The 13,438-nt window shown below is 64.9% G+C and carries 16 protein-coding genes; 7 read left to right on the top strand and 9 right to left on the bottom strand.

Annotation, left to right across the window (positions count from 1 at the left end; genetic code table 11):
• Position 1 precedes the first annotated feature (1 nt).
• Positions 2 to 766: a CbtA family protein gene (locus tag HYH07_RS29035; protein WP_220005676.1), complete on the top strand. Its 765-nt coding sequence runs from the start codon at positions 2 to 4 to the stop codon at positions 764 to 766.
• On the opposite strand, the gene HYH07_RS29030 is transcribed toward HYH07_RS29035, so the two are convergent.
• Together HYH07_RS29030 and HYH07_RS29025 are read right to left on the bottom strand one after the other, a co-directional pair.
• A complete protein-coding gene (locus HYH07_RS29030; RefSeq protein ID WP_220005675.1) occupies positions 754 to 972 on the bottom strand; it encodes a hypothetical protein in 219 nt (72 codons plus the stop codon). The two genes, HYH07_RS29035 and HYH07_RS29030, sit on opposite strands and share 13 nt — an antisense overlap.
• 4 nt (positions 973 to 976) lie before the next feature.
• The gene (locus HYH07_RS29025) at positions 977 to 1,411 is read right to left on the bottom strand and encodes a hypothetical protein (protein WP_220005674.1); all 435 of its coding nucleotides are present in this window, start codon (positions 1,409 to 1,411) and stop codon (positions 977 to 979) included.
• Positions 1,412 to 1,502: 91 nt separating this feature from the next.
• Between HYH07_RS29025 and HYH07_RS29020 the strand changes: the two genes are divergently transcribed.
• Together HYH07_RS29020 and HYH07_RS29015 are read left to right on the top strand one after the other, a co-directional pair.
• Positions 1,503 to 1,904: a MerR family transcriptional regulator gene (locus HYH07_RS29020; RefSeq protein WP_220005673.1), complete on the top strand. Its 402-nt coding sequence runs from the start codon at positions 1,503 to 1,505 to the stop codon at positions 1,902 to 1,904.
• A 396-nt stretch (positions 1,905 to 2,300) separates the two neighbouring features.
• The gene (locus HYH07_RS29015; protein ID WP_220005733.1) at positions 2,301 to 3,188 is read left to right on the top strand and encodes a DUF1259 domain-containing protein; all 888 of its coding nucleotides are present in this window, start codon (positions 2,301 to 2,303) and stop codon (positions 3,186 to 3,188) included.
• Between the two features lie 12 nt (positions 3,189 to 3,200).
• Here the strand turns inward: HYH07_RS29015 and HYH07_RS29010 are convergent, their stop codons facing one another.
• Positions 3,201 to 4,271 carry a nickel/cobalt efflux transporter gene (locus HYH07_RS29010; RefSeq protein WP_220005672.1) on the bottom strand — a complete coding sequence of 357 codons (1,071 nt, stop codon included), beginning with the start codon at positions 4,269 to 4,271 and terminating at the stop codon, positions 3,201 to 3,203.
• A gap of 4 nt (positions 4,272 to 4,275) precedes the next feature.
• Complete coding sequence (locus tag HYH07_RS29005; RefSeq protein ID WP_063706516.1) at positions 4,276 to 4,554, bottom strand: metal/formaldehyde-sensitive transcriptional repressor; 279 nt, start codon at positions 4,552 to 4,554, stop codon at positions 4,276 to 4,278.
• A gap of 530 nt (positions 4,555 to 5,084) precedes the next feature.
• On the opposite strand from HYH07_RS29005, the gene ilvD reads away from it, so the two are divergent.
• A complete protein-coding gene (gene ilvD, locus HYH07_RS29000; protein ID WP_220005671.1) occupies positions 5,085 to 6,809 on the top strand; it encodes a dihydroxy-acid dehydratase in 1,725 nt (574 codons plus the stop codon).
• The gene (locus HYH07_RS28995) at positions 6,796 to 7,620 is read left to right on the top strand and encodes a tetratricopeptide repeat protein (RefSeq protein ID WP_220005670.1); all 825 of its coding nucleotides are present in this window, start codon (positions 6,796 to 6,798) and stop codon (positions 7,618 to 7,620) included. The genes ilvD and HYH07_RS28995 overlap by 14 nt, the downstream gene beginning before the upstream one ends.
• A gap of 213 nt (positions 7,621 to 7,833) precedes the next feature.
• Here the strand turns inward: HYH07_RS28995 and xth are convergent, their stop codons facing one another.
• Entirely contained in the window at positions 7,834 to 8,631 is a 798-nt protein-coding gene (gene xth / locus HYH07_RS28990) for an exodeoxyribonuclease III (RefSeq protein ID WP_220005669.1), read from the bottom strand.
• A 134-nt stretch (positions 8,632 to 8,765) separates the two neighbouring features.
• On the opposite strand from xth, the gene HYH07_RS28985 reads away from it, so the two are divergent.
• Positions 8,766 to 11,096, top strand: a complete 2,331-nt coding sequence (locus tag HYH07_RS28985) for an ATP-binding protein (protein ID WP_220005668.1) — start codon at positions 8,766 to 8,768, stop codon at positions 11,094 to 11,096.
• Positions 11,097 to 11,156: 60 nt separating this feature from the next.
• Here HYH07_RS28985 and HYH07_RS28980 read toward each other — a convergent pair whose 3' ends face one another.
• The gene (locus tag HYH07_RS28980) at positions 11,157 to 11,630 is read right to left on the bottom strand and encodes an Lrp/AsnC family transcriptional regulator (RefSeq protein WP_057755818.1); all 474 of its coding nucleotides are present in this window, start codon (positions 11,628 to 11,630) and stop codon (positions 11,157 to 11,159) included.
• A 128-nt stretch (positions 11,631 to 11,758) separates the two neighbouring features.
• Here HYH07_RS28980 and HYH07_RS28975 point away from each other — a divergent pair, with 128 nt between their 5' ends.
• The gene (locus tag HYH07_RS28975) at positions 11,759 to 11,992 is read left to right on the top strand and encodes a DUF6356 family protein (protein WP_220005667.1); all 234 of its coding nucleotides are present in this window, start codon (positions 11,759 to 11,761) and stop codon (positions 11,990 to 11,992) included.
• 31 nt (positions 11,993 to 12,023) lie between these two features.
• Here HYH07_RS28975 and fdxA read toward each other — a convergent pair whose 3' ends face one another.
• The 3 genes from fdxA to HYH07_RS28960 form a co-directional block, all read right to left on the bottom strand.
• Positions 12,024 to 12,362: a ferredoxin gene (gene fdxA, locus HYH07_RS28970; RefSeq protein ID WP_220005666.1), complete on the bottom strand. Its 339-nt coding sequence runs from the start codon at positions 12,360 to 12,362 to the stop codon at positions 12,024 to 12,026.
• Between the two features lie 16 nt (positions 12,363 to 12,378).
• On the bottom strand, positions 12,379 to 13,155 hold the full coding sequence (locus tag HYH07_RS28965; protein WP_220005665.1) for an enoyl-CoA hydratase-related protein: 777 nt from the start codon (positions 13,153 to 13,155) through the stop codon (positions 12,379 to 12,381).
• Positions 13,152 to 13,438 (bottom strand): CoA transferase (locus HYH07_RS28960; RefSeq protein WP_220005664.1); only part of this gene is annotated, 287 nt, incomplete at its 5' end. The genes HYH07_RS28960 and HYH07_RS28965, both read right to left, overlap by 4 nt.

The raw sequence follows: 13,438 nt of genomic DNA, 5'->3' as shown, positions 1-13,438 counted from the left end.
CATGAGCACGTTTCGCGCGATCGTCTTCGCGTCGGTCATCTCGGGTTTCGTCGTCGGTCTCCTCGTCACCGTCGTCCAGCAGTTCGGCACCGTCCCCCTGATCCTGAAGGCGGAAGTCTTCGAGAAGGCGGCGGGCGCGCACCAGCACGACGCCGTGGCGCAGCCGGTCGCGGCCGGGCATGACCATGCAGCCCACGCCCATGGTGACCATGACCATGGCGCCGGCGACCATGACCATGCCGGCGCCTGGGAGCCGCGCGACGGGTTTGAGCGCAACGCCTACACCGCCGCCGCCAACGTGCTGACCGCGATCGGCTTTGCGCTGCTTCTGGCCGGCTTTTTCGCCGTGCGCAGCGGCGCGACCGGCGCAAGCGTGTCCTGGCACGAAGGGCTGCTGTGGGGCCTCGCGGGCTTCGCTGTCTTCACCCTCGCACCTAGCCTCGGCCTGCCGCCGGAGCTGCCCGGCGTGCCCTCAGCGCCGCTGCTGTCGCGGCAGATCTGGTGGCTCGCCGCCGTGCTGGCGACGGCAGGCGGGCTCGCCTTGATCGTCTTCCGCCGCACGGTGCCGGCGGCGATATCAGGCGTGATCCTCTTGATCCTGCCGCACCTGATCGGCGCGCCTGATCTCGCCAATGTCGAGACCAACGTGCCGTCATCGCTGTTGCATCAGTTCGTCACCGCGGTGACGGTGACGAGCCTGGTGTTCTGGACCCTGCTCGGCGGCCTGACCAGCGCAGTGTTTGCGCGTTTCGATCAGCGCGCCTGAAGCTTGCGCCATCGCCGCAACGCGACAGCCGTCCACACCGTCTCGACAAGGCCGAACGGCCAGGCGCCCTGGAGAAAGCCGTAGACCGCGCTAAGCGCGCAGGCAGCCGCGAAGGCCAGTACGTAAGGTGGGCCGCGCGGCTCGAGCGCGTAGAACAGCAGCATCGCGCTAACCGACAGCAGCCCGAAGATAGTGAGTCCGTCCATCAGCTCACCGGGCCCTCGGCTTCTTGGCAACGCCGAGCGCGTGGAAGGCGGCATACTCCATCACCGGCCAAAGGGCAGCCGTTGCCGTCATCACGGTCGCGGCGCACATCGCTGCCAGCACCGACGATCGGATCTTCGTGCCCGTCGTTCGCGATCGCCACCCGATCCAGCCCCAGGCGCAGAGCACAACGGCGATCGACAGCATTGTCATCAACCCATGCGCATGGTCGAGCACCGCGATCACGCTGCCCGCGCTGGCGAGCACGACGGGAGGCAATGTGAAGGGCAGCACACAGCAGGCCGCGCATGCCGCAGCCGCAACAGCCGTTGCGACTGCCATGCCCGCGGCCTTGCCGCCACCCGGCTCGGTCTTCGCCGTGCAGCCGCATCCGGCCGACGTCTCGGAGGGAGGGCTGCACGACGGTCCGATAACGCTCATGTGATTCGCCTCATGCTTGTGCGTCCAGGACCCGATCGCTACGCCCTCAAGCCACTTGAGGTTCAAGCGAAAAGTGAGAGTGAGCGCTTCCATGAGAATCGGCGTCCTCGCCAAAGCAGCCGGCGTCTCCGTCCCCACCGTCCGCTACTACGAGAGCATCGGCTTGCTCACGAGGCCAGCGCGACAGGGCGGTCAGCGCGTCTACAGCACCGAAGACGTCAAGGCGCTCAGCCTGATCAGGCATTGCCGTGATCTCGACTTCTCGCTCGACGAGATCAGCGACATCCTTGCGTCAGTGCAGCGGCGCTTGCCCTGTAGCGAGACGAAGGCGTTTGCGGAGCGACATCTCCGTTCGATCAGAAAGAAAATTGCCGAGCTGTGCGCGCTGGAGGCGACGGTGGCCGCACTCGTGAGCGGCTGCGAAACGACATGCAGCGGCAGCGCCGCGCCGGACTGCGTGATCCTGCAGCCCGGCCAGCCATGTTGCGGTTGAACGCCACCGGCGCCTCATCGGGGATTACAAAGCGTGATCTCGCCACGATGCGGCTTTCACGCGAGAGACCCACCAGCGATTTCGTTCCAATGAGTCTGAGAAATCTTTTTCCTGGCTCGACTGAATCCACGCGTTGACAGCCTGGACCCACGGGCTTCAAGTTCAGGCATCGGGGATATGCGGTCTCCCCGCGAGGCGACATGCCCAAGCATCGCGTCCTGATCACCAAGGGCGCAGCATGTCCACTTCATCCATCTCAATTTATCAGCCAGATCGGCTCACGCGACGCGCATCCGCGCGCGCTGCGGATGCCTGAACCCGAATACGGATTCGACCTGGGGCAGCAGCACAGGGAGAACGATCATGCGACTACGTACACTGTATCACGCGGCCCTTATGCTGGCCGCCGCCTTGGGAGCCGTCCTGGGTGCCGCGCAATTCATCGCGCCGGCCCGGGCGGAAGACGTCAATTGGCAGGCCATCGACCAAACGCTCGGCCGCAAGGCCGCCGTCACGGATGATGTCCACCGCTACGGATTCCCGCGCAGCGATCTGTCCGTGACTCTGGACGGGATCGCGATCAAGCCGGCGCTGGCGCTCGGCGGCTGGGTGGCGTTCAAGCCGGCGCATGGCGGCGCCATGGTCATGGGCGACCTCGTGCTGCTCGAGACCGAGATCAATCCGGTGATGGTGAAGATGATCGCGAGCGGTCTGGAGATAACGGCCGTGCACAACCATCTGCTGCGCGCGAGCCCGGCGACGTTCTACATGCATGTCGCCGGACATGGCGACCCCGTCAAGCTGGCCGCCGCGATCCACGATGCACTCGCCGCAAGCAAGACGCCACTGACCGCTGCCGCACCGGCGAGCCCGCCGCCCGCGGTCGATCTCGACACAGCGAAGCTCGACGAGATCATCGGCACCAAGGGACAGGCGAATGGCGGCGTCTACCAGTTCAACGTCAAGCGCCGTGATCCGATCACGCAACAGGGCATGGCGCTCACGCCCGTCGGGCCGATGGGCGTCGCCATCGGCATCAATTTCCAGCCAGCGGGCGGAGGCAAGGCTGCCATCACCGGCGACTTCGTTCTGTCTGACAATGAGGTGAACCCGGTGATCGCGGCGCTGCTGGAGAACGGCATCGAGGTGACGGCGCTGCATAGCCATATGCTGGACGAGCAGCCGCGGCTGTTCTTCATGCACTTCTGGGCCAACGACGACGCGATCAAGCTCGCCAAAGGCCTTCGCGCCGCGCTCGACAAGACGGCGAGTGCGAAAGGCTGATCGCCAAGGCGGTCACGTCATCAGTTCGTGCAGGCCGGTCCAGCCGGTGTAGAGGCCGACGAAGACGATCAGGGCCGCCGAGACATAGGGCGCCCGGTGGGCATAGCGGCTGAAGCCGCCCCAGTGACGTTCGACGTGGCGCAGGCTGAGTGCAGCCACAACGCCTGCCGACACCATCGTGATCGCAAGCCCGATGCCGAAGGACAGCACCAGGACGAAGCCGAGGCTGAACTGCTTCAGCTGAAGGCAAAGCAGCAGCACGGTGATCGCGGCGGGGCAGGGGATCAGCCCGCCGGTGAGGCCGAACAGGATGATCTGCGCCGTGCTGACGGTGCGCCCGGCAAAGCGCTTGCGGATGTCTGCGGCGTGGGCGCGCGCATGCGCGTCGTCCTCGTCGCCGAGGTCCATGTGGTCGTGATCGTGCTCCTCGAACAGAAGCTCGGCGGAATCGCCGGCGAGGGTGACGCGGGCCTTGAACGCATGTGGCTCGGGAATTTCATCGACGCTTTCGAGGTAGCCGTTGCCTGCGGTGAAGGCGAAGGTCTGCTCCGAGCCGTCCTCGCGGATGGTGGTCACCCTGATGTCGCCATCAGCGGGAAGCGCGGCCGTCTCGCTCCGGATCCGCCAGCGCGGCGGCACGCCGTCTTCGAACACCTCCAGCAGCAGCGCGAGGCCGGCGAGCGAGATCGATTGCGGCTCGTCGTGGTGGTGGTGATGGTCATGATCGTGTTCGCGGTTCTGGTCCCGCCAGGTGCGCCAGACCATCCAGGTGGCGATGCCGATGATGATCGCGGCGGAGACCAGTTGCAGCCAGGCCTCGCTGCGTTCGCCTGATAATTCCTGGCCGAAATAAAGGCCCGCGAGCGCGACCGCCCAGACAATAGCGGTATGGGAGATGGTCGCCGACAGGCCGAGCAGCACGGCCTGGAGCACGGTGCCTCTGATAGCGATGATGAACGCGGCCATCATCGTCTTGGAATGGCCGGGCTCGAGGCCGTGCAGCGCGCCGAGCAGGATGGCGCTGGGCACGAACAGCCATGCGTGCGCGCTGCTCTGCTGGAGCAGGTGAGACAGGTCGGTCATCTCATCACTTCAAATAGGTTCGGACGACGTCGATGAGGTCGGCGGCGCCCTTGGCCTTCTCCGGATCCTTCTCGTGCGCGGGATCCACGACATGATGGCGGATGTGGTCTTCAAGCAGCTCGGTGGTGAGACCGCTGATCGCACCTTTCACCGACGCCACCAGCATCAGCACGTCGGCGCAGCCGATCTCCGACTCCAGTGCGCGCTCGACGGCTTCAAGTTGACCCTTGATGCGCCGGACGCGGCCGATGAGCTTCGACTTGTGCTTGATGGTATGCGACATCCGGGTAAGATAGGGGGGTACCCTATAGGAGTCAATGCGCGCTCGCGCTCCGTCATTGCGAGCGCAGCGGAGCAATCCAGAATCCCGCCGCGGAAAGACTCTGGATTGCTTCGCTGCGCTCGCAATGACGCCGCTGGGGGCAGCTTCCCACACACTCGGCGAATCCCGGCTCAGTCGCAATCCTTGCATTACCGCCGCAAGATGGGTCGTGCAGGTCGCATCATGAAATCACAGATTGCGAGATGTCATCTTCGCGAGGGTATCAGTGTAAGCGAACTCGTGTCTTCCCGGTAACGACTGTGCTGCCTGAGCAACACAGGTTGTGGATTCAACCCCGATCATTGGTCGTTCGCAGCGGCGCCGCTTTTTGGCCACACCCGAACATGAATAAAATCACTGGAATGTTTGAGGGGCTGGGCTGGTCCCTTGCTGGCGGCAGGAAATCCCAAGGTCGATTCAAATCTTGGCTCTGATGTTTCCTGAACTGACAAGGGTTAGCCAGGAAACTGGATCTGAGGAAACTGGTCGCGATGGGCGCCAAGGCCAATATCAAGCAGAGGCTGCCGAGCCGTCACGTGACGGAAGGTCCTGCGCGCGCGCCCCATCGTTCCTACTTCTACGCCATGGGTCTGACCACCGAGCAGATCCACCAGCCCTTCGTCGGCGTCGCCTCGTGCTGGAATGAAGCCGCGCCCTGCAATATCGCCCTGATGCGCCAGGCGCAGGCGGTGAAGAAGGGCGTCGCATCCGCTGGCGGCACGCCGCGCGAATTTTGCACCATCACCGTGACCGACGGCATCGCCATGGGCCATGACGGCATGCGCTCCTCGCTGCCGTCGCGCGAATGCATCGCCGACTCCGTCGAGCTGACCGTGCGCGGCCACGCCTATGATGCGCTGGTCGGTCTGGCCGGCTGCGACAAGTCGCTGCCGGGCATGATGATGGCGATGGTGCGCCTCAACGTGCCGTCGATCTTCATCTATGGCGGCTCGATCCTTCCGGGCAATTTCCGCGGGCAGCAGGTCACGGTGCAGGACATGTTCGAGGCCGTCGGCAAGCACTCCGTCGGCGCCATGTCAGACGAGGACCTCGACGAGATCGAGCGCGTGGCGTGCCCCTCGGCGGGTGCCTGCGGCGCGCAGTTCACCGCCAACACCATGGCGACGGTGTCGGAGGCCATTGGCCTCGCGCTGCCTTACTCCGCCGGTGCTCCCGCACCGTACGAGATCCGCGACGCGTTCTGCACGACCGCGGGCGAGAAGGTGATGGACCTGATCGCGTCCAATATCCGTCCGCGCGACATCGTCACCCGCAAGGCGCTCGAGAATGCCGCTGCCGTCGTCGCGGCTTCTGGCGGCTCGACCAATGCTGCGTTGCACCTGCCGGCGATTGCGCATGAGGCCGGCATAAAGTTTGACTTATTCGACGTCGCCGAAATCTTCAAAAAGACACCTTATGTCGCGGATTTGAAGCCGGGTGGCCGTTATGTCGCCAAAGACATGTTTGAAGTAGGTGGCATACCGCTTCTGATGAAGACGCTGCTCGACAACGGATTTCTCCACGGCGACTGCATTACGGTCACCGGTCGAACGATCGCCGAAAACCTCAAAAGCGTGAAGTGGAATCCGCACCAGGACGTGGTGCACCCGGCAGACAAGCCCATCACCGTGACAGGCGGTGTGGTCGGTCTGAAGGGAAATTTGGCGCCAGAAGGTGCGATCGTGAAAGTCGCGGGAATGTCCAACCTCAAGTTTACCGGTCCGGCCAGGTGCTTCGACCGGGAGGAGGATGCTTTCGAGGCGGTCCAGAAGCGCACCTATCGCGAAGGCGAAGTCATTGTGATCCGCTACGAGGGCCCCAAGGGCGGCCCCGGCATGCGGGAGATGCTCCAGACCACTGCAGCGCTGACCGGCCAGGGCATGGGCGGCAAGATCGCGCTCATCACCGACGGCCGCTTCTCCGGCGCCACGCGCGGCTTCTGTATCGGCCATGTCGGGCCGGAAGCCGCGGTCGGGGGCCCGATCGGGCTGCTCGAGGACGGCGACATCATCGAGATCGATGCGGACGCCGGTACCCTTAACGTAAAATTGAGTGACGCTGAGCTGGCTCAGCGCAAGACCAAATGGAGCGCTCGCGCGACTAATCACACGTCGGGTGCGCTCTGGAAGTATGCCCAGCAGGTTGGACCAGCGGTCGGGGGGGCAGTGACCCATCCGGGCGGCGCGCACGAGAAACAGTGCTATGCGGACATCTAGGCGTGCCATCGTTGCGTTTGTGTTGGGGGCTACCGCGCTGGCCGCGCCGGCGCTCGCCTTCGACGGCGCGCCGGTTAACCCCAAGGACGCGACCATCCCCGTCGTGACCACCTTGCCCGGCGCCGCCGGTGCAGTGCGCAAGTCTGTGCCGCCCGTTGCGCCCCAGGAAAGCTCGCTCACGGCCCTGCAATACGCCGCCGAGGGCGGCCACCCGATTGCGCAGTGGAAGCTCGGCCGCATGTACGCCAGCGGCGACGGCGTGGCCCAGGACGACGTTCGCGCCTTCGACTATTTCACCCGGATCGCCAATGCGCATGCCGAGGACAGCCCGTCGGCGCCGCAGGCGCAGGTCGTGGCCAATGCCTTTGTCGCGCTCGGCCGTTACTATCTGAGCGGTATCCCGAACTCCAAGATCAAGGCCGATCCTGACAGGGCGCGGGAGATGTTCTCCTATGCCGCCTCCTATTTCGGCAATGCGGATGCGCAGTACGATCTTGCCCGGCTCTATCTGAAGACGCCGGACGCCTCGCGGGAGGATTTCCGCTACGGCGCCCGCTGGCTTGGCCTTGCCGCCCAGAAGGGCCAACACGAGGCCCAGGCGCTGCTCGGGCAGATGCTGTTCAACGGCGATCGCCTGCCGCGGCAGGCTGCGCGCGGCCTGATGTGGCTCACGCTGGCGCGTGACAGCGCCGGCGCCGACGAGACCTGGATCAAGGAAAATTACAACCGCGCCTTCGCCAAGGCCTCCGACGACGACCGCGCCATGTGCCTGCAAATGCTGGAACAGTGGGTGCAGGGCCGCCACGAATAAGGGCGGCGACCTTGGTCCCGTAGGGTGGGCAAAGGCGCAAAGCGCCGTGCCCATCATCCGAATCCAACAGTGCCGTAGGGTGGGCAAAGCGAAGCGTGCCCACCACCTGTTTCGATCGCGACGAGATGGTGGGCACGGCGCGCGAAGGGCGCGCCTTTGCCCACCCTACGGCAATTGCGATTGCCGCTCGCTCCGACCAACTCCGCGCAAAGCCTACGCCGCCTCCAGATCCAGATCCGCCCAAACCGGCACGTGATCCGACGGCTTCTCCCAGGCCCGCACGTAGCTGTCGATGCCGACATTGGCGAGCCTGTCGCTCGCCTGCGGCGACAGCAGCAGATGGTCGATGCGCAGCCCCTGGTTCTTCTGCCAGGCCCCGGCCTGGTAATCCCAGAACGTGTAGAGACCAGGCTCGTCGGTGACGGCCCTTAGGGCGTCGGTCAGGCCGAGGCCGAGCAGGGACTGAAAGCTCTCCCGCGTTTCGGTCTTGAACAGGGCGTCCTCGGTCCAGGCGGCGGGATTGTGGACGTCGCGGGCATGCGGGATGACGTTGAAGTCGCCTGCGAGGATCAGTGGCTCCTCGGTCTTAAGACGCTCCTTCGAATACTCAAGAAGCCGCGACATCCATTTGAGCTTGTAGGGATATTTATCGGTGCCAACAGGATTGCCGTTGGGCAGATAGAGGCAGGCGATGCGCATCACGCCCTGCTTGAGCGTCACCACGCCCTCGAGGAAACGGGCATGCGTGTCCTCGTCATCGCCGGCAAGTCCTGACTTGGTCTCGTCGAATTTGAGCTTGGAGAGCAGGGCAACGCCATTGAACGTCTTCTGCCCGTGGGTCACCACGTTATAGCCGAGCGCTTCGATCTCGAGCCGCGGAAACGCCTCGTCGATGCATTTGATCTCCTGCAGGCAGACGATGTCCGGCTGGCATTCCCTAAGCCAGGTCAGCAGGAGATCGATCCGCTGCCGGACCGAATTGACGTTCCAGGTGGCAACTCTGATGGGCATGGGGCGGGCTCCGGGCAGGGGTCATGGTTAGAACAAACCGCTAACGCCCCCGTCAAGGACGCCGCAAAATCTCCCACAAAATTAACCCGGTTGAAGCCGGTCCTAGGCCATTGATACGGAAAAGGTTCCTCGGAATGGGATGGCGGGACAAATCCACAGCATTGACTGAGCAGCACGACGGTTTCGTCGGCGCTTTCCCGTACTGGCTCGGCGGTTTCGAGATCGAAGACGGCCTGATCGCCGATCTCAGCGAGCGCGAGCTGCGCCGCATCCGCGCCAAGCAAATCGACGCGGTGACGCGGCTGATCCCCGTGACCATGGCCGTCACTATGCTCAACGTCGCTATTGTTCTGATCCTGTTCTGGGGCAGGGGCTGGAACGACTTCCTGGCGATCTGGGGCGCAACCCTCACGGCCGTCGCTTCGGTCGCCGTGCGCGCATGGCAGCGCTCGCATCTGAACCCGCCGCAGGAGGCTTCGCCCCGCACGGCGCGGCAGATGCTGCGGCAGGCGTTCTTCCTCGCCGCGATCTGGGGCACGCTGCCGCTGGCGCTGTTCAGCCGGGTCGGGCCGACCAGCCAGCTCATCCTGGCCTGCCTGATGGTCGGCATGATGTCCGGCGGCGCCTTCACGCTGTCGACCTTCCCGCGCGCCGGCCTCGTCTACCTCGCCACCATGACGGTCGCCTGCGCGGGTTCGCTGCTGCTGTGCGGCACCGGGCCGTATCTGGTGACGGCGGTGTTTCTGTTGCTGTTCGCGTTCTTCATGGCGCGCAACATCGTCTCGCAGGGCAATCTGTTCCTCGGCAATCTCAAGGCCCAGCTCGACCTCGAGCGGCAGACCGAGATCATCTCGCTGCTGCTGAAGGACTTTCAGGAGAACGCCAGCGACTGGCTGTGGCAGACCGACGCTGAAGGCCACCTCGTCGACGTGCCGCAACGCTTCGCCGACGTCGCGCAATTGCCGCTTCCGCTCCTGAAGGGATCGCATTTCGCCGACGTGCTCGACATGCTGTGCCCCGAGGACAAGGCGGCCGCCTACAACATCGTCGGCCTGATGGAGCATACCGAGCCGCTGCACGAGATGAATTTGAAGGTCGTCGCCGGCGGCGAAGCGAGGCTGTGGTCGCTGACCGCAAAGCCCGCCTACGATCGCGACGGTCAGTTCCTGGGCTATCGCGGCTTCGGCCGCGACGTCACCGAGCGCTGGCGCGCGGAGAAGGCCGAAGCCGAGAACCGCGCCAAATCGGACTTCCTCGCTGTCATGAGCCACGAGATCCGTACGCCCATGAACGGCGTGCTCGGGCTTGCCAGCATGCTGCTCGAAACCGATCTGGATGCGGAGCAGCGCGAGGCCGTCATCACGATCCGTGAATCCGGCGACAATCTGCAGCGCATCCTCAACGACATCCTCGATCTCTCCAAGCTCGAGGCCGGACGCTTCCAGTTCGAGGCAATCGACTTCGCGCCGCAGGCGCTGGTCGAGACGGTTGCGACCGTCGTGCGCGCGAGCGCCAAGGGCAAGGGTATCAGCCTCAAGATCGAGCTCGATCCGAACCTGCCGCCGACGCTGCGCGGCGACGTCGCGCGCATCCGCCAGGTGCTGCTCAATCTTGCCTCCAACGCGGTGAAGTTCACCGACGCGGGTGAGGTGACGATCAAGGCCATGTGCCTGGCGCGGCGCGACCTGCTCGCGACCGTCGAATGGACCGTGACCGACAGCGGCATCGGCATTGCGCCGGACAAGCTCGGGCAGCTGTTCAGCGACTTTGCGCAGGCCGACGCCTCGATCAGCCGCCGCTTCGGCGGCACCGGCCTTGGCCTTGCGATCTCAAGGCGCATCATCGAGCAGATGGGCGGCACCATCGGCGTCACCTCGACACCGGACGAGGGCTCGACCTTCCGCTTCACGCTGGTGCTGCCGTGGAGCCAGGCCCAGACATCGGATCAGGACGCGGGCCGCGAGGAATCCGACGATCTCAAGGCCCGAATTGCCGGCCTCGACCGGCCGCTGAAGGTGCTGGTCGCCGAGGACGATGCCGTCAACCGCTTGGTCGTGAGCAAGATGCTCGCTGCCTTCGACGTCGAATTGCGCGTCGTCACCGACGGTGTCGAGGCCGTCACGGCCGCATCGGAAGGCGACTACGACATCGTGCTGATGGACGTGCGTATGCCCGAGATGGACGGGCTCGCCGCGACGCGCGCGATCCGCGCGGGAGGAGGGCGCTTTGCGGCCTTGCCGATCATCGCGCTAACGGCCAACGCCTTCCCCGACGACGTCAGGATCTGCCGCGAGGCCGGCATGTCGGACTTCCTGGCCAAACCGTTGCGCAAGCCGGTGCTGGTCGCGGCCCTGCTGCGCGCGCTGGACGGCCACGTGATGACCGAGGAGGCGCCGCTCCAGCCGGAACTGGCGCCTGATGAGGTGGAGTGGACGGACGAGGAAAGGCAGACGACGGGCGCGTAAGGCGGCGCCGGTCATGGTTTTCCATAGATGCGCGCGGCGAGCGCCTTCGGGGCTCCGACCTCACCCGCGCCGCTCCGGCGCATAGTCGAGCGGCAGCACCGTCGTCGCCTTGATCTCCTGCATGACGAATGACGACGAGACGTCCGCGAGCGTGATCCTCCCGATCAGGCGCTGGTAGAGCCTGTCATAGGCGGCGACGTCAGGGATCACGGCCTGCAGCAGATAATCGACATCGCCGGTCATGCGGTAGACGCCGATGATCTCTGGAATGTCGCGCACCGCGTTCGAAAACTGCTTGAGCCAGCTGGCGCTGTGCTCGGTGGTGCGCAGCGCGATGAACGCGGTCAGGCCGACATTGATGCGGCTGGCATCGAGCAGGGTCACGCGGCCCTTGATGATGCCGTCATCCTCCAGGCGCTTGATGCGGCGCCAGCAGGCGTTGCGGGAAAGTCCCGCCCGCTCGCTAAGCTCGTCCAGCGACAGGGCGGCGTCATGCTGGATCAGGTTGAGGAGTTTGCGATCTGTTTCATCCATTATCCCAACAATACAGGAGACCTTCGTCCAAATTCAACCGGATTGGGGTCGATGGCGTGATATTTGGGACATCTTCTTGATCCGAATCCCCTAGGGATTGCAGGCGAACCGCGTCCCTGGAGCCCCGCATGCAAACCACCCTGCACCGGCTGTTTCTGTCCCATCCTGAGAGCGTCGATGAATCCTACGGCGAGCATTTCCTGTTCGCGCTCGGCTTTTCGGCGCGCCTGTTCGGCGCCGCCTTGGCGGCGCTGGTCCACGCCGTCATTCCCTGCCTGTTCGAGACCACCGCCAGCCGCATGATCCGGCAGATGCACGAGCGCATTGCGCGTCGCGGCCACGCGCTGCAGCCCGCCGAGTAGCCAGCGGCGCGATCGCCGCAAGTGAAAGGCGCTAATCGGAGGGCCCCGGAATCTTGTGCGCGGCCACGAGCGGATGATCGAGCGTGCTGATGTGCCGCGCATCCGCACCGCCGGGCGAGCCCCAGCCGGTGACCGAGCTTGCAAAAAATTCGGCGTTGGCGCGCATGAAATCACGCTCGTGTTCAGGCAATTCATCCTGCGCGTAAATCGCCGAAACCGGACAGACCGACAGGCACAAGCCGCAGTCGATGCATTCGTCGGGCTGAATATACATCATACGTCCGCCTTCGTAGATGCTCTCGACCGGGCAGACATCTTGGCAGGCCCCGTCCTTGACGTCGATGCAGGTCGAGACGATGACGTAGGCCACGAGGATCTCCTGATGGTCAGCGTCCGCGCCAGTTCGGCGCACGCTTCTCCTGGAAAGCGCGCACGCCTTCGTCCTGGTCGGACGATTGCAGCGCTTCGACAAGCGCCGGTAATCGCAACATCTGCGCGTCCGTCGGCGACAGGCGCTGACCGGCCCGCACCATCTGCTTGATGGCCCGCACCGACAGCGGCGCGCAGGCGAGAATATCCGTGATCCAGCGCGTGACCGCGTCGTCGAGCGTTTCGGGGGCGACCACCTCGTTGACGAGCCCGAACCGCAACGCGTCCGCCGCACTGATGCGACGTCCCGTCAGCAGCATTCCCATCGCCCACACATGAGGAATGCGACGCGCGAGCAGGGCGATGCCGCCGTCGAGCGCAAGCCGGCCGACCCGCGGTTCCGGCAGACCAAAGGTCGCGTTATCAGAGGCGATGACGATGTCGCAGCCGAGCATCATCTCCATGCCACCGCCGAGCGCGTGCCCGTTGACACGGGCGATGACGGGGATGTCGAGCGTCTCCCGCAGCGCGATGCCGCCGAAACCGCCCGGACGCGCGGCCGCCCAATAGTCGAGCCCGCTGGAGCCGGATCCGCCCTTCATGTCCGCGCCGGTGCAGAAAGCACGCTCGCCGACGCCGGTGAGCACCACCACGCGAATGTCGCGGTCGCGCTCGATCGTCTCCCAGATCCGGATCAGTTCGGCCTCGGTCGCCTGATCGACTGCGTTGAGGCGATCTGGCCGGTCGAGCGTCACGCGCGCGACATGGTCCTGCACTGTGAATTGCACGCTCATGCGACGATCCCCTGCGCCTTGAGTTCAGCGATGCGCTCTGCGGAGAACCCGGCCTCGGTGAGCACGGCCGTGCCATCGGCGCCCAGTGCGGGCGGCGGGCGGCGAAGCTGGAAGGCATCGGGAGCCATGGTCAGCGGCGTGCCAATCAGCGCCATGGTCGTCGCGCCACCGCTCAGCGTCACCACCGTGCCGTTCAGCTTGGTCTGTTCATGACCGAGCGCTTCCGCAAGCGTCAGCACGGGCGAGCACAACAAATCCTGCTCGTCGAGCCGCGCCAGCCAAT

It is taken from the genome of Bradyrhizobium sp. BR 10261, assembly GCF_019455395.1.
GTDB lineage: Bacteria > Pseudomonadota > Alphaproteobacteria > Rhizobiales > Xanthobacteraceae > Bradyrhizobium > Bradyrhizobium manausense.
This window is presented reverse-complemented; position numbering and strand designations above follow the sequence as displayed.

Excerpts from the sequence above, each read along its gene's own strand:
- HYH07_RS29035 (WP_220005676.1), top strand. The coding sequence starts at position 2 with ATGAGCACGTTTCGCGCGATCGTCTTCGCGTCGGTCATCTCGGGTTTC.
- HYH07_RS29030 (WP_220005675.1), bottom strand. The coding sequence starts at position 972 with ATGGACGGACTCACTATCTTCGGGCTGCTGTCGGTTAGCGCGATGCTG.
- HYH07_RS29025 (WP_220005674.1), bottom strand. The coding sequence starts at position 1,411 with ATGAGCGTTATCGGACCGTCGTGCAGCCCTCCCTCCGAGACGTCGGCC.
- HYH07_RS29020 (WP_220005673.1), top strand. The coding sequence starts at position 1,503 with ATGAGAATCGGCGTCCTCGCCAAAGCAGCCGGCGTCTCCGTCCCCACC.
- HYH07_RS29015 (WP_220005733.1), top strand. The coding sequence starts at position 2,301 with ATGCTGGCCGCCGCCTTGGGAGCCGTCCTGGGTGCCGCGCAATTCATC.
- HYH07_RS29010 (WP_220005672.1), bottom strand. The coding sequence starts at position 4,271 with ATGACCGACCTGTCTCACCTGCTCCAGCAGAGCAGCGCGCACGCATGG.
- HYH07_RS29005 (WP_063706516.1), bottom strand. The coding sequence starts at position 4,554 with ATGTCGCATACCATCAAGCACAAGTCGAAGCTCATCGGCCGCGTCCGG.
- ilvD (WP_220005671.1), top strand. The coding sequence starts at position 5,085 with ATGGGCGCCAAGGCCAATATCAAGCAGAGGCTGCCGAGCCGTCACGTG.
- HYH07_RS28995 (WP_220005670.1), top strand. The coding sequence starts at position 6,796 with ATGCGGACATCTAGGCGTGCCATCGTTGCGTTTGTGTTGGGGGCTACC.
- xth (WP_220005669.1), bottom strand. The coding sequence starts at position 8,631 with ATGCCCATCAGAGTTGCCACCTGGAACGTCAATTCGGTCCGGCAGCGG.
- HYH07_RS28985 (WP_220005668.1), top strand. The coding sequence starts at position 8,766 with ATGGGATGGCGGGACAAATCCACAGCATTGACTGAGCAGCACGACGGT.
- HYH07_RS28980 (WP_057755818.1), bottom strand. The coding sequence starts at position 11,630 with ATGGATGAAACAGATCGCAAACTCCTCAACCTGATCCAGCATGACGCC.
- HYH07_RS28975 (WP_220005667.1), top strand. The coding sequence starts at position 11,759 with ATGCAAACCACCCTGCACCGGCTGTTTCTGTCCCATCCTGAGAGCGTC.
- HYH07_RS28965 (WP_220005665.1), bottom strand. The coding sequence starts at position 13,155 with ATGAGCGTGCAATTCACAGTGCAGGACCATGTCGCGCGCGTGACGCTC.